Origin of the sequence: Ensifer adhaerens, assembly GCF_028993555.1 — a bacterium.
In the GTDB taxonomy this organism is placed as follows: Bacteria; Pseudomonadota; Alphaproteobacteria; order Rhizobiales; family Rhizobiaceae; genus Ensifer; species Ensifer adhaerens_I.
The window spans coordinates 124,333-150,032 of record NZ_CP118612.1 but is presented as its reverse complement, the minus strand read 5'-3'; the positions used below and the strand labels follow the sequence as shown (position 1 = coordinate 150,032).

Here is a 25,700-nt window from a genome sequence, read left to right as displayed (position 1 = left end):
GCGCTCGATCAGCAGCCCTCCTCGCCTCACCTGCCCGGCCGCGCCAGCGACCGGGCAATGTCGATGATGTCGTCCCGTGATGCCGTCGGATCCTCTCTATTCCACGCAACCCCAAGCCCGATCTTCAGATCAACGCCGCGCACGGGCCGAAGCTCGAAGTTGCGGTTCGGCAGATCCTTCGTCCATTCCGGGGCAAATCCGATACCAAGGCCGGCGGAGACCAGAGACACCAGCGAAAAGGTATCGTCGCAGCTATAGGCGATGTTGCCGGTCAGCCCATGGGTCTCGAACATCTCGGAGAAATAGCGCTCGGAATAGGAAGGGTTCTGACGGGAAAAGGCGATGATCTTCTCTAAGCGAAGGTCCTCGATGTCAACCTCGCTTCGAAGTGCGAGCGTGCTCGTCTTTTCGACCGCCAGCAGATAGCGCTCATGCGCGATCGAGAAGAAGCGCAAGGATCCGATGTTTTCGACCGGACGGATGAAGCCGAGATTGATCTGGCCATTCTCTAGTCCGCGGATGATGTCGCTGGTCGAGCCGCTCGTCACATGCAGGGCGACGTCGGGAAACTTCCGGCCGATGCGCGAAAGAAACGCCGGCAGCACGCCTATGGTCGCCGGATAGACGGTTCCGATCTTGATCGTGCGCGCCGCCTTGCCGGCAACAGACCGCGCCACATCCATCGACAGTCCTACATCGCCAATGATCCGGACCGCCCGATCGTAGAATACCGCCCCTGCCCGCGTCAGCTCGACCCGGCGCGTCGATCGCTCGAGCAGCCGGACGCCGAGCTCCTTCTCCAGCGCCTGGATGTGCGCACTCAGCGCCGGCTGCGCGATGCACATCCGCGCGGCCGCACGGTTGAAATGCAGCTCTTCGGCCACGGCGACGAAAAAAGACAGTTGGCGTAGTTCCATGCTCATGCTCCGATCTACGGCCACGAAAACGCGAGCGATCCGCTCGCGTGCAACCATGAATACCCTATTTTGGGGTATCCGAAAATCGGTTTTATTGAAGACGTCAGTTTTCTCAAACTGGCGATCCAATTTGTCTTCGTTCCACGCAATTGTTTACGGTCGAATGATTGACGGGCTCGTTGCAGCCCGCAAAGCGGCGAACATCACTCAAGTCGAATTGGGCGAGCGCATTGGCCAACGCCAAACGTTCGTTTCCAAGTTTGAACTTGGGGAGCGCCGGTTGGATCCTGCTGAATTTGTGAAGGTAAGCCGCGCGATCGGCGCCGATCCGTTTGAGATCATGCGAAAGGCAGAGTCGGATTAGCCTTTCGGTCCAGCGCTATCCACGTTCCGGTCGATACATGGCCTTTATCAACCAAAGACAGCAATAGCCTTGCTATCTAGGGGCTTGCCATGCGATTCTTCGGGCATGATCCGAGGGGGATACGAATGGCGGAAACGATGCTTGCAGCGCTTACCAACATTCGCACCGCGGAAGATATGATCGTGGCCTTTCGCGATGAGGAGCAGTGCCGGCGATTGCTGGAAAGCCTGGTGTGGCCGGCCGGGAGAGTTTGCCCTGCCTGTGGTTACAAACGCTCGATCGCAATCGCCGGGCGCGATATGGGCAAGCGGCGTGCGCGTCCGGGTCTCTATCAATGCTCCAGCGGCGATTGTCGCTTCCAGTTTACGGTGACGACACACACGCCGCTGCATTCCACAAAGCTTCCTTTGAGTCTCTGGCTGAAGGGCATGTGGCTGATGCTGCAGTCGGATAAAGGTTTGTCCTCGGTGCGCCTGGCCGAGGCCCTGGGCGTGAGCCAACCGACGGCCTGGCGGATGGGACACGCGCTGCGTCTCATGGCGGCGCGCGAGCACATGCTCGATGGCACGGTGGAGATCGACCATTTTTATCTCGGCGGGCGAGCCAGAATAAATCCGGACGATCCACCGCCTGGCCGAGGCCGAAAAGGTCTGCCGAACACCCAGAAGACGCCGGTCATGGTGATCGTGCAGCGGCCAGATGACGTCACACCCGGCACTCCGGCCGGTGACGCGCGTGCTGCGGTGGTGACGGGTCTTTCGCTCCGTGCAGCGGCGCGCGCCGCCGAAGCGCAGATCGACCCGGACGCCTACTTGATGAGCGATGAGGCGACAGCGTTCATGGCCCTTGGCGAGAACTATGCCAGGCATGACACTGTGAAGCATTCCAGCCGCGAATACGTTCGTGACGCCGTTCATGTCAATTCGGTCGAAGGTTTCAATGCCCGCGTCCGCCGCACCATCGCCGGTGTCTTTCATCATATCAGCCCGCAGCACGCCGACCTGTATTTCCACGAGATCGGTTTCCGCTGGTCACAGCGCATTGTGACGGGCCAGGCTGTTCGGAAAAGCCGAAATGGCAGGGAACGGATGAAAACCCTGTGGTCGCGCGTGCCGCCGGCGCTGCAATTGCTGCAAATCTTTCGCGTCGCGACCGGCCGTCAGCTGCGCAGAAGTCCGGATGGTGGCATCATCGTCAAATCAGCGGTCGCTGTCTTTGGTTGATAAGGGCCCGATACATTATGCGATCCCAGACGCACAAACCGGAAACAAACTCGGCACATGAACCCGATGAGGTCGCGCAGTTTGTTTGTTGACAGCGCTGGCGCGGCAACCGGCCGTTCAAGGTCACGTGGGCTTCGTCCGCATTCCTTCCAGATTTACTCGACTTTATGTTGCGGCAGTCGTTTCCATAACTGTCGGCATGGTTGCGCCTTCGTTCTGGTCTCCGACTATCTTTGTTCCCTCTAATTTTAGGGGTTCCTCATTGATCGACATTGAAAGGCAACCAGCGTCCCGAGGGACTCGAGGTCAACGGTTCGACACAGTCGACTCCCACCGTGACGGCAGCAGATGTTCGGTTTTGTTGATTTGCGGGAGCACATCTCGGGCCTCCGTTCACCACCAATGTCGGGCGTTATGGCGGATGAATGGCGGACATCGACCATGAGATCTCGCGACGACAGCAAACTCTTAGCCACATCCGACGAGCCGCCCAGCAGGATTAAATCACAAATCTCTCATGTACCGCGGGTATGAGTGTTGAACGTCAGCACAGGGAGTACCAATGCGAGAGAAGAAGCTTCGCGAGACCGAAACCATCTCCGAAACGATCAGGGAACTGGCAGTCCCGGGTATGAAGCCAAGGGCCCTGATTGAAGCCGTCAAGGCCCGGCACCCAAATGCTTCGAAAAAAGACATTGCCCGAGCTGCGTTTCTCACCATCATCCTGTCCGCCGAGTATGCCTCAGAGGATGCCCAGGCCCTCCACGATCTTGCGAGCGAGACGTCCGACGGAGAAAGCGCTGAGTGAGCGATAGACCTGGTCGTTGAGGAAACAATGCTAGGCCGCCCTTAGACAAATTCGCGATATTCCTATGTGGCCGCTCACCCTCGGCGCGACCGCGCATCAGGCGATGGTGAAATATCCCTTTTGGACGGCTGTTGTCGCATCCATGCTGGCGCCGCGTTCATCTGCGATGAAACCGCGGACCGCTTTAAGATCGCGGGCATTCAGATGGAGCTCATACGTGATCTCCAGGGTTTTCTTCCGGTGCTGGCTGGATAACGATGTTCTCACCGTCGCCGCGTAAAGCCCCGGAGGGATACTCAGTCCGCCGATATGAACGACCCTCTCCGCTAAGAGACCTATGATCTTTCCTCGGCTCGCCATTATTTTAGCCTCCTGGCAACGCGGAGATGCGGCCTTATTCTACGGCGCACCAGTCGCGGATGTGCGAGATAGCGAACCGCATCTGAAGCCCGCGGTATTCTACGACCAACTTGTCCGCTTCCCGACGCATGAACTTGGCGACGTAGTTGCGAACCGCACCCGCTTCGTCGACCACTTCGAACACGTATGTCATCGCCTAAACCCCTAAAGATTGAGGGGTTATATTCCATTCTGCTTGAGTGAGACTTACGCCGAATGGATCTGGCCGCCCGCTGGCATGTGCAAGCTTCTGGGCACTTCTCTCTGACGTAGCCCGTGTTTGAAGACTTATGAGGCACGCGCCTGATCCACGCGGCAATCCAGAGTAGCCCCAATTGATTAGCTACTGTTCATAAAATCTTATTGATTTCGAGACGGGCAATTGCAATCATGTACTTGAGATTGCGCACCAGAAAAGCACAAGTTAAAGATGAGAGAGTGCTGTTTTTATTGCCGCGCAATTCCTCCATTTTCATTCGCGCACATGGCTTGGACCTCCGTAACCGGTGCGGAGGTTCAAGCGCATTGAGGGGGTGGTGCATAGACTTCGTTGGATTGCCGGGCTCGGTATTCGATAACCGTGGATTTCACAGCTTGTGATTCTCGCCAGAGTCCGCATGGGGTTGGTTGTTCAGAGGGGGCGGCGGCAATGTGGAAGACGGATTGGCCAAAATCGGCGGTGACCTCGGAAACGATTGTCGTGCTTCGCCGGATCTTGCGAGACTGGTGCGACGAGCGCGGCCACCGCGCCGATAGTCAAGAAGGCGGACGCACTGCCAAATCGCTGATCAGCTGGTATGAGTTCGGCGTGACCGACGAAGACGAGCTGGCGAGGCTGATCCGCGACGACATCGTAGTTGCTGAGGCCTGAACTGTGGCCGCGCTGCGGAGCTCTGTTCAGGACTTTGCCGAGCCGGTGCTTGGTATCACCATAAATTATTTTGCATGATCCGCAGCGCCCGGATGATGCCCGCCGCGTCAAGAAGTGTATCTCTCGCATCCTCAGGGGAAAGATCCCGAGCACGCGACGACGCTACTTGCAAGTCGATCAGAACGTCCCTCGCGCGCCGTCTATCTATCTGAAAATTCGAGAATATCTCAATGGCCGGGATCCGTATTTCGGGCCTGGCTGCGGAACAAATTGGTGTCGCGGAGATTCGCTGCCGCTCCGATCATGCCCCGAGGATCAAAGACGGGCTCCACGTACCTCCCCTGGAACATGGAGCCCGTTTGTAAGGTGGTAGGGGTCGGTCATGATTTGATGGCTCGGTCGCGTGCCTCCGAAAGCGGATATGGCGTAGGACGTGTTTGTCCATGTTTCCGCAGTCGAAGGCGCAGGTCCGCTGCGAGACGGTCAGAAGGTCAGCTACGACATTGGGCAAGACCGAAAGACGGGGAAATCGCGAGCCGAAAACGTCAGACCAGCTTGAACGCCTAGCCGATCTTTCCGGGAGCTCGCTCGCCCAGAGCATGCTTAAGGCGCGAGACATTCCTCGCATATGCCACAACCGTCGACGTCCATGACCGAGGCCGGGCATTTCTTTTGACAACACAGGCAGGTCGTAGTGGTCTGCGGGTCCCCTTCATCGCGCGTGGGCAGGATGATTTCGATCTCGCGCTCGGTAGTGAGTTTCATTGCCACCTGATCCAACTCGAGGCTCCATGTCGAGGATTAAATCTGAGATAAGGAAGCGCCGAGGCGTGTACAAGACACTCGTTTCGAAGGGTTCGCTGACGCTCTTGGACATCGGAGACAACGCGCGCCAATTCTCCAACCCGCCCGACCCACGCCAGCCAGCCTCGGCTTCAAGCCAGATCTTCTGAAGCGATGTGCGCAACTTCGGTGATCTTCAGCAATGGAATCTGAGCAAGCTCATTTGCCTCTTGCACCCGCTCGGCTGAGGGCGCGTCGAAGAGGCAGAAGGATTTTTCCTCCGACGGCACAAACGTCGAGCGCAGATAGCGCACCGGCTTTCCCTGCTGTGTCATCTCGGCGGTTACCGCCTTTGCGCGGCCCGCAGCGGCCATGAGTTGCTCTGGTGTGATGCCCGGCAAGTGTCGCTCGACCATATATTGTGGCATGATCAGACTCCCCTTCAGGTTCAGCGAATGCGTTGTCAAACCCTCTTCAATATGCGCATCCTCTAAATAATAGCGCGCTCCGCTGGTGAACGGTATGAGTATCTACTTCGCCGCTGTTTTCACGGACCTGGTTCGACACTCCGCCGTGTGGAACAAGGTAGCTCGCGACACCGTCACGCACGTCATCACCGAGTATCGCTACCTGTCGCGCTCGCTCGCCAGCCAGTATGGCGGCATGAAAATTTCACCGGTGACGGTCATCTGTATCTGTTTGAGTCTGCGGATGTGGCCGTCCATTTCGGGCTGAAGCTCATCGCCTACTGGAAGCAGCGGCGCCGCTCGTTGTTCTCGGTCCCGAACGCTCAGGATCTGCCCGTCAGAGTCGGTTGTCATTTCGGCGAATGCTCACAAATGGAGGAGGAAGATGCCTGGGTAGGACGCGCGATCAATATCGCCAAGCGCGTGGAATCCAGCGCAGAGCCGGATTCGCTTTTCGTCACACAGACGATCCTCGAGCTCATCGACCTGCCGGTCTACGAGTTCAGCGAGGCTGGGCTCTTTGAGTTGAGAGGGGATTTTCTTCCGACGAGGCTGCTCTATCGGCTGTCTTCAGTCACCGGGCCGCGCTTGCAGCGCGGCCCGAAGACAGGCTGACGGCAGAGGATTGGTTTCTGAAAGGCGTCAGTCTCTCGGATCCAAAAGGCAGGGTTTCGCAATTGGAGCTGCGATGCTACCAGGAGGCCCTTCGGCTTCGGAGCAACTATCCGGAAGCTCACAACAATCTGGGCATCCTCTTCAAGGCGAACGGCGACGCCGACGCCGCCATCCAGCACTATCACGAGGCACTTCGTCTTTGGCCGCAATATCCCGAGGCACACTACAATCTGGCCATTCTCCTGGAACCAAGGGAAACCGGGCCGAGGCTGCGATCCATTACAGCCAGGCGATCAAACTGCGTCCCGACTATGTGGAAGCATGGCTGCGGTATGCCGGTCTCCTCGATGTCGCCGGTGATCGACTTGGAGCCGAACAACACTACATTGAGACCATCCACCTTCGACCTGGTTTTGCCGAGGCGCACAACAACTTTGGCATCTTTCTCGAAAAGCAGGGTAACGCGGCGGGCGCTGAGGGACACTACGCCCAAGCACTCATTCTGCGGCCTGACTACGCCGAAGCGCATTACAACTACGCGATGTTGCTTGAACGCGACGATCGGGCCAAGGCCGAGGAGCATTATCGCGCCGCAATTCTTGCGTGTCCGGAGTATGCCGAGGCGCACAACAACCTGGCGGTTCTGCTGCATGAAAACGGCGAACTCGCCGCTGCGGAGCAACACTACCTCACCGCCCTCCGTCTGCGACCGGACGATCCGGAAACAAACTACAATCTTGGCTTGCTGGCGCAGCTCAAGGGTGACTGGGAACTAGCCGATCGTCTCTTTCGTCGGGCAAAGGACCTGGAAACGCCGCAATGAAAACAAGGAACCGTCCACGAAACAGGGTTGAGAAACTCAACCTCAAGATGGATGGTACGCAGCCAAAATAGCAGTCGGGATATAACAAACCTGTACCGAGCCGCGCTGTTTCAACTCTCCGGAAAAGTCCTTCCAAGAAAGGGTCGCCGTTCCAGTTCAGCGGATTCATGGGATTGCCTGAGACGAGGCAGATCCGTGCGGGCGATGAGGCCGACGAGCATTCCGGAAACCGGATCTGTGATGGGGGTCCGCGCCGCGTCGGTCGCAATCATGATATCGATGTGCCCAACGGTGTCGTCGGGATGCCCGATCGGGATCGAGGTGTCCGATACCTTGTCTGCCAGCAGGTCGGCCCAATGTCCCGATCTCGCTGCCATCGCAGCGCATCCGCACGCGAAACTATCCCGAAAAGCGCGCCGGCCCTGTCAACGTTGATGCGATCCGACGCGCCCCTATCGTACCTACGGATTTGACAACCGTCGCCATCGAAGAAAAAGGCCGCGGTTCCTGGGAATTGATGGCGCTGGGCTGGTGAGCCTGGTGCGGGCGCAGGAACATCTTCTGGTCATCGGAAAGCGGAGCGCGCTTCGAAAAGACGCCTCTCTTCCTCCGGGCAGCCGCCGTCCTCAACAGCGGGCTTTAGCCGGATTGGGCTATGTCTCAGTTTATTTTCAACTACATTAGACTTTAATAGAGTGCAGGTGCGCAGGGAGGAGGCAAGCATGAAACGCTTGGAAGCCGAAAAGCTCGAAACCGACGCTGCCACGAAGGTCTGGTCCGTTCATGATTTCTGCAAACGATACCGCCTTTGCGACGACGAGGAACGTCGTTTGACGCGCCTGTTTGGGATGTTCGCCACAGCCCGCGAACTCCTGAACAACGCGCAGCGCGCACCGAAGTGGCGGTAATGCAGGCTGGCTCCCATGCGTTACCTTCGCGCGGTCGTCTTGCTCTCATTCTTTTTCTTAAGCTCTTACGCTTGGGCCGATAAGCGCGTCGCCTTGGTCATCGGAAACTCGGCCTACCAGCATGCGCCGCCGCTTGCCAATCCCCAGAATGACGCCAGCGACATGACGTCGAAACTGACAGGACTGGGGTTCGTGGTCGTCACGGGCCGCGACCTCGATCTTACGGGAATGCGCCGGTCGATCCGAGAATTTGTCGGCAAGGTCGAGGGCGCCGACGTAGCGCTGTTTTTCTATGCCGGTCATGGGCTGCAGGTAAACGGCGGCAACTACATGATCCCGGTCGACGCGCAGCTTCGTTCAAACAACGACTTGGATTTCGAGGCATTGCCGATAGAACTTGTGCTGTCTGCAATGGAGCGTAACGCCAGGGTCAGCCTGGTCTTCCTGGATGCGTGCCGCGACAATCCACTCGCTGCGACATTGGCCCGCTCTATGGGAACCCGATCCATGGCCGTTGGCCGGGGGTTGGCGAAACTCGATACCGGCGTGGGCTCGCTGATTGCGTTCGCCACGCAGCCCGGAAACGTTGCTCTTGACGGCGCTGGCAGAAACTCCCCCTTCACGACGGCGCTGCTGAACCACCTCGGCACGCCCGGGCAGAGTATAACGGATGACCTGATTGCAGTGCGTCGCACAGTCTTACAGGCCACTGATGGCAAGCAGGTTCCCTGGGACAGCTCATCCCTGACGGGCCCCGTCGTTCTCAATCCGTCGCCAGTTGCAGCCACGGCGACGAGCCCGGTCGCGACGACAGATACCGACAGAACCGTGGAGCTAACCTACTGGAATTCCATCAAGGATCTGACCGCAAGCAGCTTCTTTGAAGCATACCTTCAGGAATACCCCAATGGCGCGTTCGCAACGCTTGCGAAGTTGAAGATTGCGGCAATCGCAGAACGCGAAAAGGAACGGCAGGCGACGGAACAGGAGAAGACGGATTCCAAGCGCGCCGTAGACCCGAAAGACAACGCCAGCCAAACCAACGTCGCCGCGCTCGAGCAGACCACCCCAGAGGCCCAGGCGTCAGGTTCGTCCGCCGGCCACATGGCTGCCGGGGACCTGGCGCTCGCTACCCAGAGTCAACTGGCGCGGATCGGATGCCTCAGCCAGATCGACGGCAAGTGGGGTGAGAGCAGTCAGAAGGCCCTGAAAGAATACGCCGTACGCAGGGGGCTCAAGCTTGCCTCGCTCTCGCCGACCGAGGAGCTTTTGAATGGGCTGATGGCGATCGGCAATCGCGTCTGTCCGCTCGTCTGCGGCAACGGAACGGTGGCTCGGGACAACCGCTGCGTGGAGCCCGGTCTGAGTGCTTACGACGGCGCATGGTACTTAACACGGCATGCAAAGACGGACTGCGGCGACTGGCGCGAACTCTCGACACTCCTCTTCGTACGAAACGGCGTGGTATCGTCCAGCTCGAGCTTCTCAGGAAAGATCTCCAGCAACGGGTCCGTCAATATTGCCAGCACCTTCGTCCATAAAGGGAGGAAAGGAGGCAACACCGTAACGGGCATGATAAAAGGAGGCAAAGGGACCGGCAGGTTCAAGGGGACCGGAGCAGGCAGCGGCTGCTCAGGCGTTATTACCATGACCAAGATGTAGGGCGAGGCTGATGTCCGTGCATCTGCGATGCGCGTCAGGCGGGTCTGCGCCTTCCAAGCGATCTCGCGAACCGACAGTGATACCTCTTTCGAGCGGCTGGAATAAGGCCCTGTTAACCCATCCGCACCGCTCAGTTTCGGACGAAGATCGATGGCCTCGGAATGACGTATATCGTAGTCGTTGCTAGACCCGCGCGACCCGAACCTGCTCTTGCTCGTCAATGGCCCGCCGCAGCATAAATACCTGAGGGTCTTGACCTTGGCTGCCCGTAGGCGCTTCGGTTAAGGGCCGCTGCAGGCTGTAACCGACCCACGGATCTGGCTTGCCGCGTGAGCTGATACACGCAAATCCTACGCAGCCCTTTCGCTGGGCGCTGCGTCGGGAACCTTCTCATCCGAATGCTTCGGCGCGTCAACATTGCGCAACGACGTTTTGGCGAGTGCTCGTTCTAGCGCCTCAATGCAGATCGGATCATGCGACTGCCCGGCGCCGTCCCAAAGGATTGCAATCGCCTTGTTAATCGGCATCGCGGCCCGGTAAGGCCGGTCGGCTGTCAGCGCGTCGAACACGTCAGCGAAGAGCGTTTCGAAGATCAGGCGCTCACGCTCCACCGCGGCCCCATGCCCAACACACCAAAGCCGTGATATGTAAATCCATGCTTCGCTTTCGGTCGCAGAAGCGAAAGCGATCCAAGTCCAACCTCGGCCATTTGCTTCTTGAAGTCGGAGAAACGGGCCAAGCGCGCGCCGCCGGGGTGGTATCTAGAGCTACTTGACGCAACAATCGCGACGTCAGCCTGTCCCTGCCTTGCCGCCTCAACCAAGGCGGCCACGTCCTTGGCGGCTGTTCCATTTCCATCGAGTTCGATCAGACATTTCGCATCGAGAGTAAAACGCGTCATAGATAACCCGGCTTCGCACAATCAGAGGCAGCATGTAGCGCAGACGTTACCGCCTTCAAGCCCGCCCCATCGTCCCTAAGCGACGCGAGTTTTGCCCCTGTCACCGGCTTCGCAGATTGTTGAGAACATCCATTTCACGCGAGCCGCAGGCAAAACAAACCCGTGACGCTCGATCGCCCCTAATATGCCGTGGATTTCTGATCCTCAGCCCGCTCAAACGCTCGTTTTACCCGCCGATGCCGCCTGCGCTCTGCGACTCCAGCGCTTTCATCCGAACGGATGAATTGTACTCCAGGGCTCGGCGCGTAGCATGCGGGAAGTAAAGGCCGTGGCAGAAGCACTCGCGTTGCGACAAGGCCGGGCGTCAGCAGGAGCCGGAGACCGGGGAGAATGAGATGAAACAGTGGCTTTGTGCGTCATGTCTCCTGCTGGGCTCCGGTACATCGGCTCTGGCGGCGGAGAGTTTGGTCGGTGAATGGCGAGGTGTCTTCACCTGCGGCCAGGCCAAAAACAGCCGGATGATCCTGGACATCAAAAAAACGGCTAGCGGCCAGATCGAGGGCGTTTTCGAGGTGCGAGCCGGATGGAACAAGGTGAGCTATCATGTCGTTGGCACCTCTAAGCCCGATGGCACGTTCGAACTGACGCCGGGCGCCTGGATCCATCAGCCACCAGGTTTCAGAGCGGTCGAGCTGCAAGGGCAAGTGATCAGCGTGGGGAGCGGTCCGCCTCAGATTCAAGGACGGCCTGTGGGATGTAAACCGGGCGGCTTCAGGGCGACCTTCCAGAGGCCCTTCAAGAAACCGCCGCCGCCGCTGGCGCAGAAGGTGCAGGACAGAAAAGGACCAAAGTGGATAAACGCGGTTCGCGCGAGAACGCAGGATTACGTTCAGAAGCACGTCGATGAACCGAGCTGGTGGAAAATGCTCGAAACCGAAGTCGTAACGAGCTATGTCGATCGCGCCACCAAACTCGCGCTGCTGGAGGAGATTACGGCGGCGCGCGGGAGTATTCGCTCGGCAGCCTTGCTGGAGGAACTGGAGGCTGGTCCGAGGGACTTTCCTCGAGGCATTGGAGTTGCGTTGCGAATCTATGGTCAGGCGGAAAAGTCAGACTGGCCGGACGACATCAAGCAGCGCGTCTATAGCGCCTGCAAGAAGCGAGTGGCGGACGTGCTGAGGCCAAAACTGACAGAAATCGCTGCGATGGCACCCAAGGTGCCATCCTCTCTCGAGGGCCTCGCCGAAGCCCGCGCAGCGATTGCCCCGATCGAGGATTACCGCCAATCGCTGGAACATGCATTCGGGGTGCTCGATCAGGAAGACCTTCTTGCGCCCCTGTTCCAGCGGATTGCAGACCTCGAAGCTATGCCTGGCATAGCCATCGAGTTTCGCTCGGCGCTTGCCACCGCCCGCGGCCAGGCAAAGCCGCGGGACGCCACTGAGAACGTGATTTTCAACGTACTCGGCCTGCGAAACACTTCCTCTGCCCTTGCTGCCGTTGCCGCGGAGGGCCGCAGACTGGCCGCGCTTGCTGAGGTCAAAGTCGAGAGTATTGCCGGCGAGGCCGATCGCAACGAGCCGAGCGCCGACGATATGGCCAAATACATGTTTGCCGTCGTCGAAGGGTTTAATGACACCTTCGCAGCAATGCGATGCTCCCCGGGACGCTACGCGCCTGACGAGTATGTAAGATGTAAATTCGGGGAACTGGAAGTGAGGCTGAAGCGGGTCGTGAAAACTGGCTGCGAGGTGGAGGTGCCGGGGCGGCAGTATGTCTGCAACTTCGATCATTATTCGCAGCTCGTCTCTTTCAGAACCGGCGAACCTGTCGATAGCCCGAATCTGTCAATGCGCTTTCCGGACGGACGGCTCGAGGGACCGAAAAAGGTGCGGTTTGTCAGACCGGCCAGTGGTGAAGGTTGGGATGGAACGCGGCTGCCTCCCGGTTGAACCGCCTCGCTGGCGGGGGTTAATGTCGTCGCGTCGCATCAAGGCTCTGATCGCGGCGGGCGTCTGAGCGCCAGGTCGCCCGGGCTTGAAAGGCGGTCGCGTCTAAAAGAAGGCCCCGCACTCAGAAGAGCGGGGGCTTCTCGTTCCTTGGATGTTTGGACGGATCAATCCACCCGCCTCCCATGCGACTTCAACGTTCGTGTTCAGAAAGCGTATTTCAGGGTATAGCGGCTGTCAGTGTCCGTTATATGAAGAGTACCTTATCGATCAAGCTTGGCGTTCCCGGCCGCAATGAACCCTTAACCGATTGTCGTCAGTGTGGTTGTGCCTGCAGGGCGGATGATCCACCCGATTTTCACTCACTTTCATCCACTTGTCTTGGCTCGGCCGCGCCAAGCCAGATGATCGGATCTCGCATTCATGGACACGCAAAACGCGGTGCGATTTTCGCCGAAGCTTTTTCGCGTGAGCTTCCGGACGTTCCTTTCGCCACGGATGCGGCGGCGGTCGATCCGGATGCGGTGCGCTACCTGATCACCTGGACGGTTCCGGAAGATCTCTCACGCTATCGCAATCTTGAAATCCTCTTTTCTATCGGCGCCGGCGTCGACCAGTTCCGCATCGAGGCCGTTCCGCCGCATGTGAAGGTCGTGCGTATGGTCGAGGACGGCATCATCAGAATGATGCAGGAATATGTGACACTTGCCGTGCTCGCGCTCCATCGCAACTTGCCGGCCTATCTGGACCAGCAGCGCAGCCAACATTGGCGGGCCATTTCCCAGATTCAGGCGTCGGAACGCCGCATCGGCGTGCTCGGCCTCGGCATGCTCGGCACCGCGGTTCTCGAACGATTGAAGCCCTTCGGCTTTTCCCTATCCGGCTGGAGCCGCAGCGCGCACGAACTCGAGGGTGTCAGATGCCTGCACGGTGCTGACGGTCTCGACAATCTGTTGGCCGACACCGACATCCTCATCTGTCTCATTCCTCTAACCGACGAGACGCGCGGCTTCCTCGATGCCACGCTCTTCGCCAAGCTCCCGGCCGGTGCGGCGCTCGTTCATGTCGGCCGCGGTCCGCAGCTCGACCACCAAGCACTCCTTGATGCACTCGACAGCGGCCATCTCTCCGGAGCCGTCATCGATGTCACCGACCCCGAGCCGCTCCCGGCGGATCATGCCATCTGGCGCCATTCGAAGATTCTGCTGACGCCACACATAGCGAGCGTGACTCAACCCGAAACCACGGCTTCGGCATTGGTCCCGGCGCCGGTCACCTGATCGCCGACATCGTCACCGGTGAAGAAACAATCGTCGACGCTCGCCCCTACCATCCAGACCGCTTCCGAAAATCTGCCTGGGGTAAGGTCGCCGATTTCTAGGGAGGCAAGGCTCTAGGTGCTGTGGCGAAGACACTGAAGTCGGTTCCGACTGCGCCAACCCAGTCCTGGCGGCTGGCAACGTCGCCGCCAGCGCAGCCGTTTATGCCAGATCGAGGTCGCCGCAAGCGCACTTGCAACTGACGTTATCAATCCATATGTTTACGCAGCGTCATTGCATCTGATATCCTTGATAGTAGGAATTGGTCGCGCGCGTACAGCACCACGGCTAGTGTCAGAAATGGCTACTGTGCGGCTAGCGCATGAGGCACAATCGTAGCGGCGACGGCCCAGCTTCACAACTCGGGTTTCAACTGCGTGGCCTCTCAGGTCCTTTTCCTCCCATCCGAATGGTCGAAAACCGGCCGCACGATGACGGGACGCCTTCCATATCGCGCTGCAAGCCATTCCTATCGACGGCAAGCTCACCCTCCGCCAAATGAAAGCGAAGAACGAAACCGAAGGGGCGGCGCGATAAGCGCCCCCGCCTTCGGGCGTACCGGGTCCATCTTATCGAGGCGCGCAGCCTTTGGCACAGCGGCTATGGGCGACAATGCCCCGGTCGCGGGCGTCCTCGGAGGCGCACCACTGACTTCGCTATCCCAGACTCCCTGCGAACCGTTCCGGCCACTTTTCGCGCTGGAACGTTTCGACGAGGAAATCGATAAAAACACGGGTCTTGAGCGGCAGAAGTGTACGGTTGGCGTAGTAAATCGAGATCGGCCCAGCATCGGCGTACCAAGCTGGTAACACCCGGACCAGTTCACCGCTTTCCAGATAGGGCAGCGCGTCGGGCTTGGCGATCATTGCGACCCCAAGCCCTAGCAACGCTGCGGACCGCATGGCGGCCGGATCGTTCACGACAATCGTTTCCCGCAGCAGGGCCGGCTGTTCTTCGCCGGCGACGTTCCGCATCTGCCACTGTCGAATACGACCGGTCCGCATCGACCGCATCACGATGCCGTCGAGTTCCTGCAAGGCGGTGGGATCATGTGGTTGAGCGCGATTGTGTAAGTAAGCAGGCGACGCCACGGCAATGATATGAGCGGCCGCGAGGGTCTTGGCGACTATGCCTGGGGTCAGTTCGAAGCCGCCCCCGATCGCCGCATCGTAGCCTTCGGCTATCAGATCGACCTGCCTATTTTCAAACAACCATTCCGGCCTGACCAGTGGATAGCGTCTCATGAACTCGGGCAGAGTCGGTAGGATATAGTTCATTCCGAAGGTCGGGCTCATGCTCAGCTTCAATACGCCTGCCGGCTCTGATTGATCGCTCGTGGCTTCCGCAATAGCCCCCTGTAGGCTCGCCAGGTGATCGCGGATCGACAGCAGGAACCGCTCGCCGGGTTCCGTGAGTGCCAGATTGCGTGTGCTGCGCTGAAACAGCCTTAGCTTTAGATTGCTCTCCAGCGCAGCCACGTTGCGGCTGACGGCGGCCGGAGTCAGCCCTAAGCGCCGGGCCGCCGCAGAAAAGCTGCCAAGTTCAGCGCTGCGAACGAACGATTCCAGATTGGCAAGCGTCTCCATGTCCATCACTTTCAACAGTTGCTTGAAATAGATAATAGCCCATTACCACTTTTCGCAAGAAAATAAGAAGCCGATATTGCCTCCATCAACCAACCTTGGAGGTATCCAAATGACCAACACTTCTCTGAATCTGGCCGGTAAGGCCGCTCTCGTAACCGGCGGCTCGCGCTCGATCGGCGCCGCAATCGCCAAGCGTCTCGCCGCCGATGGTGCCGCTGTCGCCATCACCTACAGCGCATCGCCCGACAAGGCGGCCGCTGTCGTCACCGAGATCGAAGCCGCTGGCGGCCGCGCCATCGCCATTCACGCCGACTCGGGTAATCCGGAGTCCGTCCGCGCGGCTGTCGCGAAAACAGAAGAGACGTTCGGTTCGCTCGACATTCTCGTCAACAATGCCGGCATCGCCCTTGGTGGCCCGATCGACGAGATCAAGTTCGAGGATTACGAACGCATGATCGCCGTGAATGTCACGGGCGTCTTCGTCGGAACTCAGGAAGCCGCACGGCGGATGAAGTCCGGCGGACGTATCGTCCATATCGGCTCGTCGATGACCCGCTATGCCGCTTTCCCGACCGCCTCACTCTATACCCTGACGAAGGGAGCCGTTGCTGGTTTCAACCGCAGTCTCGTGCGTGACCTCGGTCCGAAAGGGATCACCGTCAACACCGTGCATCCCGGTCCGACCGACACCGACATGAACCCGGATGGTGGCCCTGTTTCGAAGATTGTCGGCCCCGGGATGGCAATCGGCCGCTACGGCAAGGACTACGAGGTCGCCAGCGTCGTGGCCTACCTCGTTAGCCCTGAAGCGGCCTTTGTAACCGGCGCCGACATCGTCGCCGACGGTGGTTTCACCGCCTAATCCGTCACCGAATTCAAAGGGAAATCACCATGTCTATCGGTATCATCGGCGCCGGCAATATCGGCTCTGCCTTCGCCCGTGCCCTTGCACGCAACAGTATTTCCGCCACCATCGCCAACAGTCGCGGCCCGGCCTCGCTTGCCGCACTCGAAACGGAACTGAAGCCCTTCATCAAGGCAGGTACGCTTGAGGAAGCCGCCAGCGCTGACATGGTGCTGGTCGCCGTCAACTGGTCGAAGCTGCCGCAGGCGCTGAAGGGTCTGCCGGATTTCGGCGGCCGCATCGTCATCGACGCCAACAATCCCATCGAGGCGCCGCTGTTCAAGCCGGCCGAGCTGAACGGTCGTCTTTCCACCGAGATCTTCGCCGATCTCGTGCCCGGAGCACGTGCCGTCAAAGCGTTCAACCATCTGCAACCGCACCTGATCTCGGGTGATCCGAAAGCCGAGGGTGGCTCGCGAGTTCTGTTTTATTCGGGCGACGATGCGCGCTCCAAGGCGGAAGTTGGCGCGCTGATCTCCAGGCTCGGCTTCACCGGCATCGATCTCGGCCCGGTCTCGGTCGGCGGCAAACTGGTGCAGTTCCCCGGCGGCCCTCTGCCCACCCTTAACCTCGTCAAGTTCGGTTAAACGATCGTCGGCGAACTGGAGCCCCCTTCTTCTCCGGTTCGCCCAATTCTTCACCAAGGAATCCTCCCATGGACATGCCAGTCTCCCGCAGTGTTCCCGTAAGCCACGCGGATAGCAAACCGCTTGCCTCCTGGGCGGCAGTCGCCAGTGTCGGCGTCGGGGCCTTCGCTCTGGTCACCACCGAATTCCTGCCGGTCGGCCTTCTGCCTCTGATAGCGGCCGACCTTGGCATCAGCGAGGGAACGGCCGGACTGATGGTGACAACGCCCGGCTTCCTTGCGGCAATTGCGGCGCCGATGACCCTCAGATTTGCCGCGCGCTTCGATCGCAAGCATGTGCTTGTCGCACTGCTAGTGCTGCTCGTCGTCTCCAACGCCATCGTCGCAACAGCCCAGGGCTTTGCCGCACTGATGTTCGGACGGGTGCTGCTCGGAATTGCGGTCGGCGGCTTCTGGACGATTGGCGGCTCGCTTGGCCCACGCCTGCGTCCGGGTACGGAAGGCCCGCGTGCCACGGCACTGATCTTCTCGGGTGTCTCGCTGGGCACCGTCGCCGGGGTTCCCGCGGGCGCCCTGATTGGCGACCTGTTCGGCTGGCGTACCGCGTTCCTGCTCGTATCGGGCGTGGCGTTGCTGGTCGTGGCGGCGCTCCAGTTTCTGCTACCGGCAATAACAGCGCAGAAGGGGTCGGGGCTGAAGCAGGTTCCGGACGTGTTGCGGTTGCGGCGGATCCGGATCGGTCTGACGGCAGCCGTGCTCATTTTTGTCGGGCAATTCGCGGCCTATACCTACATTACGCCGTTTCTCATCGGCGCAACCGGGATCGATACGGGTACCCTCAGCATGGTGCTGCTCGGCTATGGCGCGGCGGGGTTTGCCGGAAACCTGTTTGGGGGCTGGGCCGCTGGCCGGAACTTCGTCCTCGCGCTTGCCGGTACTGCGTTTCTGATCTCCTTGTCGGTGGCGGGCTTGCTGCTAACCGGCAGCAACGCGCTTATCGCCATTGCCTGGGTTCTCGCTTGGGGGTTCGGTTTCGGCATGCTGCCGATCGCCATGCAAACCTTCCTGTTCAGTTCCGCACCGAACCGGCTGGAAAGCATCGCCGCCCTCTTCGTCTCGATCGCGCAACTTGCAATCGGGCTCGGCGCGCTGGTCGGCGGCCTCGCAGTCGATAATTTCGGCGTGCCAAGCGCTCTCTGGCTCGGTGCGGCAAGCGCACTACTAACCGCGAGCCTGATCGCACTAACCAGAAAAGCTGATTGATCCAGGGCGGACGATCGTCATGGCATTTGGTTTCTTGCTGCCGTTTCGTGCGTCGAAGGCGCCGGGTTTGCTCTGCGCATCACGCAATGCTGCAATGCAGCATGAACAGTATTAAATCACGCGAAGTGATTTATGATGAATATGTCGAAGCGCAGCACCTCCTCCCGCTGCGTCAGATGCCGATCGGCTCACCTCCTCCCGGGCCGATCAGATCCAGGGACCCCGACCCCTCCTCCCGGGTCGGGGTCTTTTCTGTCTCGAGACCTCTGCGTAACGGTGGCCACCCATAGCCTCTCGCTGTCCAACTGGAGTTGCCGACACGAACAATGGCCATCAGTTTCCCGCTCCTGCTACCGAGCGACGAGATCGATGAGCTTTAGTTGGTCTGAGCTCGCCAGCGCGATGTCTGTGAAGTGCTAACCCTCCGCCGTTGACCAAGGGCGCCGCCGCTCTGGTCCGGAACGCACTTTTATCTTCGGATTGTGATTAGCGATAATGGGCGCATTATCTCTCTCATTTACCCAGTGCGAGATCATGGCCCGGGATGTATGAGGCTACTTCAAATCCGCTGTCGGCAAGACTGGTGATAACTCGCGTACGCCGGGGACCTTGGCAAACTGGTATAGGTCTCAATGAAGCTGCGGATTAACCGGTACTAAAATGCGACCACGCACTTTACCCTCGAGGAACTGCGGGACGAATGCGACCACATCGGCGAGCAGGACTTCCGTCGTCATTGCATCGAGTCTCGCCATGTCGAGTTCCTTTGCGAGCCGTTGCCAGGCGATCAGCCTCTCGGGCTTTGAACACATGACGCTGTCGATCCCGACAAGCGTCACAGCGCGCAAGATGAAAGGGGCGACGGTCGTGGGAGTTCCATGCCGCCCGCCAGTCCGCATGCGGCGACGACACCGCGATAGCGCATCGACGCCAGTACATTGGCCAGCACGGCTCCGCCTGCCACGTCGATGGCTCCCACCCAACGCTCCTTGGCCAAAGGTCGGCCGACCTGTGTGAACTCCACCCGGTCAATGATGGTGGTGGCGCCGAGGCCCGTGAGATAATCCGCCTCGTCCGGCCGCCCGGTAACAGCAGCTACGCTGTAGCCACGCGCGGCCAAAAGCATGGTTGCAATACTCCCGACACCACCGGCCGCACCGGTTACCGCCACTTCTCCGCTGCCCGGCAGCACCCCATTGCGCTCGAGCGCCAGCACGCACAACATCGCCGTGTAACCAGCCGTGCCTATCGCCATGGCGTTCCGCAGGCTGATCCCTTCCGGCAGAAGCACAAGCCAGTCTCCGCTCACGCGCGCCCTGGCCGCCAGTCCACCCCAATGCCGCTCTCCAACGCCCCAGCCGTTCAGCACAACCCGATCGCCCGGCTTAAAGTCGGAATGGGAACTTTCGGCAACAACGCCCGCAAAATCGATCCCCGGTACCATCGGGAAACTGCGAACCACCGGCGACGCGCCGGTGATTGCTAAGGCGTCCTTGTAGTTCAGGGTCGACCATGCGACATCCACCAGCACGTCGCCTTGTGGAAGTTGCGCGGTATCGATCCTGCAAAGACCGGCTTCCTGCCCGCTATCGGACTTTTCGATCAGGACGGCGTCAAACGTCTGAGGTTCCTTTCCCGCATTTCCCTAGCTTGCCTACGCAACCTTCTTGGTGTCGGACGGTGAGGAGGCCACTTGCGCATTGACCATGGCATGAACCGCCTGGGGAAGCGTCAGCACGCCTCTGGCCTGACCGTCGGCATCGACGACGGCGATCTCGCTTGTCCCGGCCAGCGTCATCGCTCTTGCTGCTTCCTCCAGCGTCGCGCCGGCCGGAACCGAAATCTCCAACTCGCGGAACGAGCCGTTCGGCGCGGTGGCGACAGTCTCAACTTTGATGACACGCGCGCGGTTCACTTCCCGCACGAAGCTGGCGATGTAATCGTCTGCCGGGTTCATCACGATGTCCTGGCCGGTGCCCTGCTGTACGACTTCGCCATCCCGCAATATCGCGATACGGTCCCCCAGCCTCAGCGCCTCGTCCAGATCATGAGTGATGAAGACGATCGTCTTCTTGATCTCCTTCTGCAGATCGAGGAGCACGGTCTGCATATCGACGCGAATGAGCGGGTCTAGTGCGGAAAACGCCTCGTCCATCAACAGGATCGGCGCATCGTTCGCCAGCGCGCGGGCAAGACCGACGCGCTGTTGCATACCGCCGGACAACTGATTGGGATATTTGCTCTCGAAACCCTTTAGCCCGACCCGCTCGATCCATCGCATGGCGCAGTCGACCTGCCGGTTCCGTGGCGCCCCTTGTATCTCCAGGCCATAGAGGGTGTTTTCGAGAACGGTGCGGTGCGGAAGGAGTGCAAACTTCTGGAACACCATGGCCGTCTGATGCCGGCGGAACTCGCGCAAATGCACGGCATCCATCTTGACCACATCCTCGTCACCGATGACGACTTCACCTGACGTCGGATCGATAAGGCGATTGATGTGGCGAATGAGCGTGGACTTTCCCGATCCCGAAAGTCCCATGATCACCTGAATACCACCGGCAGGCATGGAGATGTTGATGTCTTTCAGACCAAGGACATGGCCATGTTTTGCGTTCAGTTCCGTCTTCGTAACACCCTGCTCGATGAGCTTTACGCAATCCGCACCATTTGGTCCGAAGATTTTGTAGAGCTTTTTGATTTCGATGCCGAAGCCGCCAATATTCTTGTTACCCATGGACCACCTCCCGGTGCTTTTGTAGGCGCGCGCCGAAGGCCTGGCTGACGCGGTCGAAGATGATCGCGATGCCGACGATGGCGAGGCCGTTGAAGATGCCGAGCGTGAAATACTGGTTGGAGATCGCCTTAAGCACCGGCTGGCCAAGGCCCTGAACGCCGATCATCGAGGCAATGACCACCATCGCAAGCGCCATCATGATCGTCTGGTTGATGCCAGCCATGATGGTGGGGAGGGCAAGCGGCATCTGCACGTTCTTCAGCTTCTGCCAGCCCGACGAGCCGAAGGCATCGGCGGCTTCCAGCACGTCCTTGTCGACCAGGCGGATGCCGAGATTGGTGAGACGGATCATCGGCGGAATGGCGTAGATGACGACGGCGATGAGCCCCGGCACCTTGCCGATGCCGAGCAGCATGACGACCGGGATCAGGTAGACGAAGCTCGGCATAGTCTGCATGACGTCGAGCACCGGATTGACGATGCCCTGCACGCGGTCCGAGCGCGACATGGCGATACCGATGGGAATACCTACGACGATCGACAGGACCGTGCAGACGAAGATCATCGAGACCGTCTTCATTGTGTCGTCCCACATGTCGAAATAGCCGATGAGCAGAAGCGTCACGACCGTTCCTGCGACGATCTTCCAGTTGCGGCTGGCGAACCAGGCGACGGCGGCAATGAGCAAGAGGATGATCGGCCAGGGCGTCTTGGTCATGAAGCGCTCGGACCAGATCAGAAAATGCTGTAGCGGCTCGAATATCGCTTCAAGACCGTCCCCATAAGCCCGTGTGAAACCGCGAAACCCTTCGTCGATTGCCTTCTTGAGATCGCGCAATGACGCATCATCCATGTGCGGAAAGTTGAATAGCCAATCCAAAATCTATCCTCCTCGATAACAGCTAGCGCATTCATTGGACGCGCTGTTCGTTGCCGGCGCGATAGGCGCCAGCAACGTCTTGAACGAGATCAAAGCGCCGCCTTGATCTTCTCGGCTGCCTCAGGCGATACCCATTCCTTCCACATTGCCTCGTTCTCTTCGAGGAAGTGCTTTGCGCCGTCGTCGCCGCTTGCCTGGTTGTCGGTCATCCAGGCCATCAGCTTGTTGACGGTGTCGTTCGACCAGGCGCGCTTGTTAAGGTAGCCCATGACGTCCTCGCCGGCGCGCTCGGAGAACGGCTTGGTCACGAGCGTCTGGACGGTGTCCTTCGGCCATTCATTCTTTTTCGGGTCCGGGCAATCCGCGACAGTATTGCAGCGCTTCCACTCGGCCGCATCGTGCGGCACGCCGTAGTCGAGCTTGACCATGTCGTACTTGCCAAGAAGCGCGGTCGGGGCCCAGTAATAGCCGACCCAGCCTTCCTTGCGCTCGTAGGCCTTGGCGATCGAGCCGTCGAGGCCGGCCGCCGAACCCGTATCGACGAGCGTGAAGTTCCCCGCTTCGCCGCCGTAGGCCTTGTAAAGCTGCGAGGTCACGACCGTGCCACCCCAGCCCTGCGGGCCATTGTGGATCGCACCTTTCGATTTGTCTTCGGGATCCGGGAACAGCTCCGGATGCTTGAGGACATCATCGATCGTCTTGATGTCCGGGTGGGCGTCAGCAAGGTATTTCGGCATCCACCAGCCCTGCACTGCGCCGTCGGTCAGGACGGTAGATGTGACGACGAGCTTTCCGTTTGCAACGCCGGCGTTGACGACATCGGGAAGAAGATCGACCCATCCTTCGGGCGCGATGTCGGGCTGACCCTTTTCGGTCATCGACGTGATCGTCGGGACCGTATCGCCCTGTATGATTTCGGCGTTGCAACCGTAACCCTCGGACAGGATAAACTTGTCCAGACTGGCGAGCACTTCCGCGCTCTGCCAGTTCATGCTGGCGATGGTGACGTCACCGCAATCCGCAGCCTGCGCCGAATTGCCAAAGGTCAGCATCGTTGCTGCAAGGCATGTCGAGGCGAAGAGTTCTTTCATGGCACTTCCTCCCTATGTGCGATGTTGAAATTCCAAGCCCGTCGACGCCATCGCATATCTCGGCGGGCCGCGAGCGGCTTCGATATCCTCCTCAGAACCCGAAGCCGCCGTTTTCTGCTAGCTCGGCAGATATTCCTCGCTCCAGGTCTCGCTGATCGCACCGGAGGCGATCAGCCGATCGATCTGGGCGTCGGTGTAGTTCAGCGACCGGAGAACGGCACGCGTGGAGGCTCCATACTTCTCCGCCGGCGCGACAGCCTTGACCTTGCAGACAGCCGGACGGATGGCGAAGGGATCGAGCTGCGTGACCGTGTGCCCGCTCGGATGATCCGGGAAGATCGAGAAGGAATAGCTGCCCCGGTCGATCCCGGGCGTGTCGTCGGCAATGCGGGCACTGCGGCTGCGGATCGTTTCGATGTTCTCGCAGAGCGATACGCCGATATCGGCTTCCCGTAGGCGCCGCTGCCAGGTTTCCGCCGGCGCGGTCAGGAAGGCCCCTGCGAGATAGGCCTCGCGATCGGACGCGGCCATCTCAACAAGCCCCCTCAGACCTTCAACCTTGCCGAAGCGCGGAAGATCGGCTTCCGAGGCGCACAAAAGAAGGTGGTCGCCGCCTGCCGTTTCGTAGAGCCGCGACAGGGCGTGATACCCCTTGGTTTCGCGGCCGGACGGCTCGTCGAAGGGGCCGCGCCCGGCATAGTCGTAGCAGAAGGGTATCTGCGCGAGGCCGGTCAGTGCCGACAGCGATGTGCGTGGGCGGCCGACGATCCCGGTTCTGGATTTCTGGTAGAGAGCAGCGGCAATGCCGAGCGCCGCGCCGAAGCCGCACATGACATCGATGGTGCCGACATGGGCGTGCTCTTCCGGCGTGTCCATCGAACCGCCGAAGCGCAGCATGATGCCGGTCGCCGATTGCACGAGATCGTCATAGCCGAGATAATCGGTGCGCGGGCCGGTGCGAACGCCGCCGAAGCAATCGAGCTGGCAGAAGATAGCCTGCGGATTGAGCGCCTTCAGGCTTTCGGCGTCGAGCTTCATCGCCTTGACCTGCCGGTCGGTGGCGTTCCAGACCACGACGTCGACAGAGCGCACCAGTTCCTCGAAGACGACACGGCCATCGGGCGAACCGATGTTCAGCAGCACGGACTGTTTGCCGCGCATGTGCGACATGCCGAAGATCACTGTATTCCAGCAGTCGTAGAGTGGCTTGGCCGGATCGATCTTGATAACCTCCGCACCGAAGCGGGCGAGATAGGCGACCGAATGCGGACCGGCGATCACATTGCACAGATCGAGAACTTTGACACCGTCTAGCCAGCCCCCGGGGGCGTCATTCGCTGCAACCGGCAAGGAAGGACGTTCCATGCCGACGAGCAGTGCCAGCGCCTCCTTGGCCGTTCCCCAACGCCGAGGGAGCGGCGTTAGCATGGCTTCGGCGCTCTCCTGCAGCCAGGTCATCGGTCCCGGCTGGGTCATGCGGCCAAGGATCGGATCGTCCACCGCGATCATCAGGCCGGCGGCCCTGGCGTGGTCGTCGCCGATCCATTCCCTCAGCCAGCGTTGCGGCGCGCCCGGAAACAGCCCTTCCCCGAAGACGCGCTCCCATTCGGCCGCCGTCCTGGTCAGGAAAACCTCCTTCATGCGGGCCGCGATCTTGTCGGCCCAGAATTTAGGAAGCGGATAGACGCCCAGCGAAACGTCGGACGACCATTGCGAGACCGGCAGATAGGTGTCTTCCTCCTCGCGCAGTCCCTCGGCCACCAGTTCATCGTAGATGCCGAGAGCTTGCAGGCAGCGCTTCGCATGGTTCTTGTGGCTGGGGCAGACGACGTAGAACATCCGCCCGTCAGCGCACACATAGCTGCGATAGAAGGGATCGAGGAACTCCTGAAGGTCGTCATAGGACATGTCCATCGGCAGGCCTTCGGCGCGCCGCCGTTCGATCTCCCGCTCGCGCTGGGTCTGGTAGCGCAGCGGATAGTCGTCGATCAGGATGGAATTGTAGGAGAGGCCCTCCATGACGGCGCTTGCCAGCGGCACTTCGATATGATCGCCGTAGCCGGTGCGCTCGCGCGCCTGAAGCGCCAGCACCGTTGCGGACGCCGCAAGCATGGTGCCATAGGCGGAAGACAGCGGCAGCGGCGAGAAAGACGGGTTGATGCCCATCAGCACGCGGTTGAGCCCCATATCCGTGAAGACGCCGGACGAGGCCGCGATCACCGTCTCGAAGGCACGCCAATCGCGGCGAAGCTCATCGTCGGAGGCGAAGCCAGGGATCGACAGGGTGATCAGTTCAGGCCGCGCCGTGCGCAACGCCGCAAAATCGATCCCGAGCCGGGCAAGCACGCCGGGACGGAAATTCTCGACGACAATATCAGCCTTGGCCACCAGCGCTTTCGCCTCGCCCAACCCCTCCTCCGTTTTGAGATCGAGGGTGACGATCAGCTTGTTGCGGTTGAGGATGGCATTGGCGGGATTGTCCCAGAGCGGACCGCCGGGCGGATCGACATGCACGACGGTCGCGCCGAGATCGCCAAGGATCATGGCCACCGCCGGGCCGGCAATATATTGCCCGAAATCAACCACCCGAACGCCGGAAAGCGGAAGCGCGGAACGTGCGATCGATGTCATTTTCTCTTATCTCCCC

Annotated in this window: 25 protein-coding genes and 4 pseudogenes; 17 read left to right on the top strand and 12 right to left on the bottom strand. The window is 59.9% G+C overall.

The window, feature by feature from the left end; translation table 11 throughout:
- Window positions 1-26 precede the first annotated feature (26 nt).
- Window positions 27-917, bottom strand: coding sequence for a LysR family transcriptional regulator (locus tag PWG15_RS33525; RefSeq protein ID WP_275027774.1), 891 nt, complete (start codon window positions 915-917; stop codon window positions 27-29).
- A gap of 55 nt (window positions 918-972) precedes the next feature.
- On the opposite strand from PWG15_RS33525, the gene PWG15_RS33520 reads away from it, so the two are divergent.
- The 3 genes from PWG15_RS33520 (at window position 973) to PWG15_RS33510 (ending at window position 3,312) form a co-directional block, all read left to right on the top strand.
- Window positions 973-1,281 (top strand): helix-turn-helix domain-containing protein, encoded by a 309-nt coding sequence (locus PWG15_RS33520; protein ID WP_342457083.1) that lies wholly within the window; start codon window positions 973-975, stop codon window positions 1,279-1,281.
- A gap of 125 nt (window positions 1,282-1,406) precedes the next feature.
- Window positions 1,407-2,504 carry an IS1595 family transposase gene (locus tag PWG15_RS33515; RefSeq protein WP_275027772.1) on the top strand — a complete coding sequence of 366 codons (1,098 nt, stop codon included), beginning with the start codon at window positions 1,407-1,409 and terminating at the stop codon, window positions 2,502-2,504.
- Between the two features lie 562 nt (window positions 2,505-3,066).
- On the top strand, window positions 3,067-3,312 hold the full coding sequence (locus PWG15_RS33510) for a hypothetical protein (RefSeq protein WP_275027771.1): 246 nt from the start codon (window positions 3,067-3,069) through the stop codon (window positions 3,310-3,312).
- A 96-nt stretch (window positions 3,313-3,408) separates the two neighbouring features.
- Here the strand turns inward: PWG15_RS33510 and PWG15_RS33505 are convergent, their stop codons facing one another.
- Both PWG15_RS33505 and PWG15_RS33500 read right to left on the bottom strand, forming a co-directional pair.
- Entirely contained in the window at window positions 3,409-3,672 is a 264-nt protein-coding gene (locus PWG15_RS33505; RefSeq protein ID WP_275027770.1) for a hypothetical protein, read from the bottom strand.
- A 34-nt stretch (window positions 3,673-3,706) separates the two neighbouring features.
- On the bottom strand, window positions 3,707-3,865 hold the full coding sequence (locus PWG15_RS33500; protein ID WP_192372824.1) for a hypothetical protein: 159 nt from the start codon (window positions 3,863-3,865) through the stop codon (window positions 3,707-3,709).
- Window positions 3,866-4,360: 495 nt separating this feature from the next.
- On the opposite strand from PWG15_RS33500, the gene PWG15_RS33495 reads away from it, so the two are divergent.
- Window positions 4,361-4,582, top strand: coding sequence for a hypothetical protein (locus tag PWG15_RS33495; RefSeq protein WP_275027768.1), 222 nt, complete (start codon window positions 4,361-4,363; stop codon window positions 4,580-4,582).
- Window positions 4,583-5,012: 430 nt separating this feature from the next.
- A pseudogene (locus tag PWG15_RS33490) lies at window positions 5,013-5,141 on the top strand (cold-shock protein); the annotation flags it as partial.
- 376 nt (window positions 5,142-5,517) lie between these two features.
- Here PWG15_RS33490 and PWG15_RS33485 read toward each other — a convergent pair.
- Entirely contained in the window at window positions 5,518-5,793 is a 276-nt protein-coding gene (locus tag PWG15_RS33485) for a DUF4242 domain-containing protein (protein WP_060521340.1), read from the bottom strand.
- Between the two features lie 94 nt (window positions 5,794-5,887).
- On the opposite strand from PWG15_RS33485, the gene PWG15_RS33480 reads away from it, so the two are divergent.
- The 4 genes and pseudogenes from PWG15_RS33480 to PWG15_RS33465 all read left to right on the top strand — a co-directional run bounded on the left by PWG15_RS33480 (window position 5,888) and on the right by PWG15_RS33465 (window position 7,270).
- The gene (locus PWG15_RS33480) at window positions 5,888-6,100 is read left to right on the top strand and encodes a hypothetical protein (RefSeq protein ID WP_275027767.1); all 213 of its coding nucleotides are present in this window, start codon (window positions 5,888-5,890) and stop codon (window positions 6,098-6,100) included.
- Window positions 6,079-6,447, top strand: coding sequence for an adenylate/guanylate cyclase domain-containing protein (locus PWG15_RS33475; RefSeq protein WP_275027766.1), 369 nt, complete (start codon window positions 6,079-6,081; stop codon window positions 6,445-6,447). The genes PWG15_RS33480 and PWG15_RS33475 overlap by 22 nt, the downstream gene beginning before the upstream one ends.
- A 62-nt stretch (window positions 6,448-6,509) precedes the next feature.
- Window positions 6,510-6,641, top strand: a pseudogene (locus PWG15_RS33470) (tetratricopeptide repeat protein); the annotation flags it as partial.
- Between the two features lie 5 nt (window positions 6,642-6,646).
- Window positions 6,647-7,270 (top strand): tetratricopeptide repeat protein, encoded by a 624-nt coding sequence (locus PWG15_RS33465; RefSeq protein ID WP_275027765.1) that lies wholly within the window; start codon window positions 6,647-6,649, stop codon window positions 7,268-7,270.
- A gap of 110 nt (window positions 7,271-7,380) precedes the next feature.
- Here the strand turns inward: PWG15_RS33465 and PWG15_RS33460 are convergent, their stop codons facing one another.
- Window positions 7,381-7,647 (bottom strand): hypothetical protein, encoded by a 267-nt coding sequence (locus tag PWG15_RS33460; protein WP_275027764.1) that lies wholly within the window; start codon window positions 7,645-7,647, stop codon window positions 7,381-7,383.
- 345 nt (window positions 7,648-7,992) lie between these two features.
- Between PWG15_RS33460 and PWG15_RS33455 the strand changes: the two genes are divergently transcribed.
- Window positions 7,993-8,178 (top strand): hypothetical protein, encoded by a 186-nt coding sequence (locus PWG15_RS33455; RefSeq protein ID WP_275027762.1) that lies wholly within the window; start codon window positions 7,993-7,995, stop codon window positions 8,176-8,178.
- A gap of 15 nt (window positions 8,179-8,193) precedes the next feature.
- A complete protein-coding gene (locus PWG15_RS33450) occupies window positions 8,194-9,840 on the top strand; it encodes a caspase family protein (protein WP_275027760.1) in 1,647 nt (548 codons plus the stop codon).
- A 592-nt stretch (window positions 9,841-10,432) separates the two neighbouring features.
- Here PWG15_RS33450 and PWG15_RS33440 read toward each other — a convergent pair.
- Entirely contained in the window at window positions 10,433-10,741 is a 309-nt protein-coding gene (locus PWG15_RS33440; protein ID WP_275027759.1) for a hypothetical protein, read from the bottom strand.
- Between the two features lie 395 nt (window positions 10,742-11,136).
- On the opposite strand from PWG15_RS33440, the gene PWG15_RS33435 reads away from it, so the two are divergent.
- The 3 genes and pseudogenes from PWG15_RS33435 to PWG15_RS33425 form a co-directional block, all read left to right on the top strand.
- Window positions 11,137-12,693, top strand: coding sequence for a hypothetical protein (locus PWG15_RS33435; protein ID WP_275027758.1), 1,557 nt, complete (start codon window positions 11,137-11,139; stop codon window positions 12,691-12,693).
- 401 nt (window positions 12,694-13,094) lie between these two features.
- On the top strand, window positions 13,095-13,970 hold the full coding sequence (locus PWG15_RS33430) for a 2-hydroxyacid dehydrogenase (protein ID WP_342457082.1): 876 nt from the start codon (window positions 13,095-13,097) through the stop codon (window positions 13,968-13,970).
- Window positions 13,934-14,071, top strand: a pseudogene (locus PWG15_RS33425) (D-amino-acid oxidase); the annotation flags it as partial. The gene PWG15_RS33430 and the pseudogene PWG15_RS33425, both read left to right, overlap by 37 nt.
- Before the next feature lie 594 nt (window positions 14,072-14,665).
- Here PWG15_RS33425 and PWG15_RS33420 read toward each other — a convergent pair.
- Window positions 14,666-15,595, bottom strand: a complete 930-nt coding sequence (locus PWG15_RS33420; protein WP_275027757.1) for a LysR family transcriptional regulator — start codon at window positions 15,593-15,595, stop codon at window positions 14,666-14,668.
- Window positions 15,596-15,704: 109 nt separating this feature from the next.
- Here PWG15_RS33420 and PWG15_RS33415 point away from each other — a divergent pair, with 109 nt between their 5' ends.
- The 3 genes from PWG15_RS33415 (at window position 15,705) to PWG15_RS33405 (ending at window position 18,348) form a co-directional block, all read left to right on the top strand.
- Complete coding sequence (locus PWG15_RS33415) at window positions 15,705-16,457, top strand: 3-oxoacyl-ACP reductase family protein (RefSeq protein ID WP_342457081.1); 753 nt, start codon at window positions 15,705-15,707, stop codon at window positions 16,455-16,457.
- Between the two features lie 29 nt (window positions 16,458-16,486).
- Window positions 16,487-17,086 (top strand): NADPH-dependent F420 reductase, encoded by a 600-nt coding sequence (locus tag PWG15_RS33410; RefSeq protein WP_425536847.1) that lies wholly within the window; start codon window positions 16,487-16,489, stop codon window positions 17,084-17,086.
- A gap of 68 nt (window positions 17,087-17,154) precedes the next feature.
- Window positions 17,155-18,348, top strand: a complete 1,194-nt coding sequence (locus PWG15_RS33405; protein WP_275027755.1) for an MFS transporter — start codon at window positions 17,155-17,157, stop codon at window positions 18,346-18,348.
- A 629-nt stretch (window positions 18,349-18,977) separates the two neighbouring features.
- Here PWG15_RS33405 and PWG15_RS33400 read toward each other — a convergent pair.
- The 5 genes and pseudogenes from PWG15_RS33400 to PWG15_RS33380 form a co-directional block, all read right to left on the bottom strand.
- Window positions 18,978-19,954, bottom strand: a pseudogene (locus PWG15_RS33400) (MDR family oxidoreductase).
- A gap of 48 nt (window positions 19,955-20,002) precedes the next feature.
- Entirely contained in the window at window positions 20,003-21,082 is a 1,080-nt protein-coding gene (locus tag PWG15_RS33395) for a quaternary amine ABC transporter ATP-binding protein (RefSeq protein ID WP_275027754.1), read from the bottom strand.
- Window positions 21,075-21,962 (bottom strand): ABC transporter permease, encoded by an 888-nt coding sequence (locus tag PWG15_RS33390; protein ID WP_275027753.1) that lies wholly within the window; start codon window positions 21,960-21,962, stop codon window positions 21,075-21,077. Before PWG15_RS33390 ends, PWG15_RS33395 begins: the two co-directional genes overlap by 8 nt.
- Window positions 21,963-22,051: 89 nt before the next feature.
- Window positions 22,052-23,053, bottom strand: a complete 1,002-nt coding sequence (locus PWG15_RS33385) for an ABC transporter substrate-binding protein (RefSeq protein ID WP_275027752.1) — start codon at window positions 23,051-23,053, stop codon at window positions 22,052-22,054.
- A 117-nt stretch (window positions 23,054-23,170) separates the two neighbouring features.
- The gene (locus PWG15_RS33380) at window positions 23,171-25,684 is read right to left on the bottom strand and encodes a CoA transferase (RefSeq protein ID WP_275027751.1); all 2,514 of its coding nucleotides are present in this window, start codon (window positions 25,682-25,684) and stop codon (window positions 23,171-23,173) included.
- Window positions 25,685-25,700 lie beyond the last annotated feature (16 nt).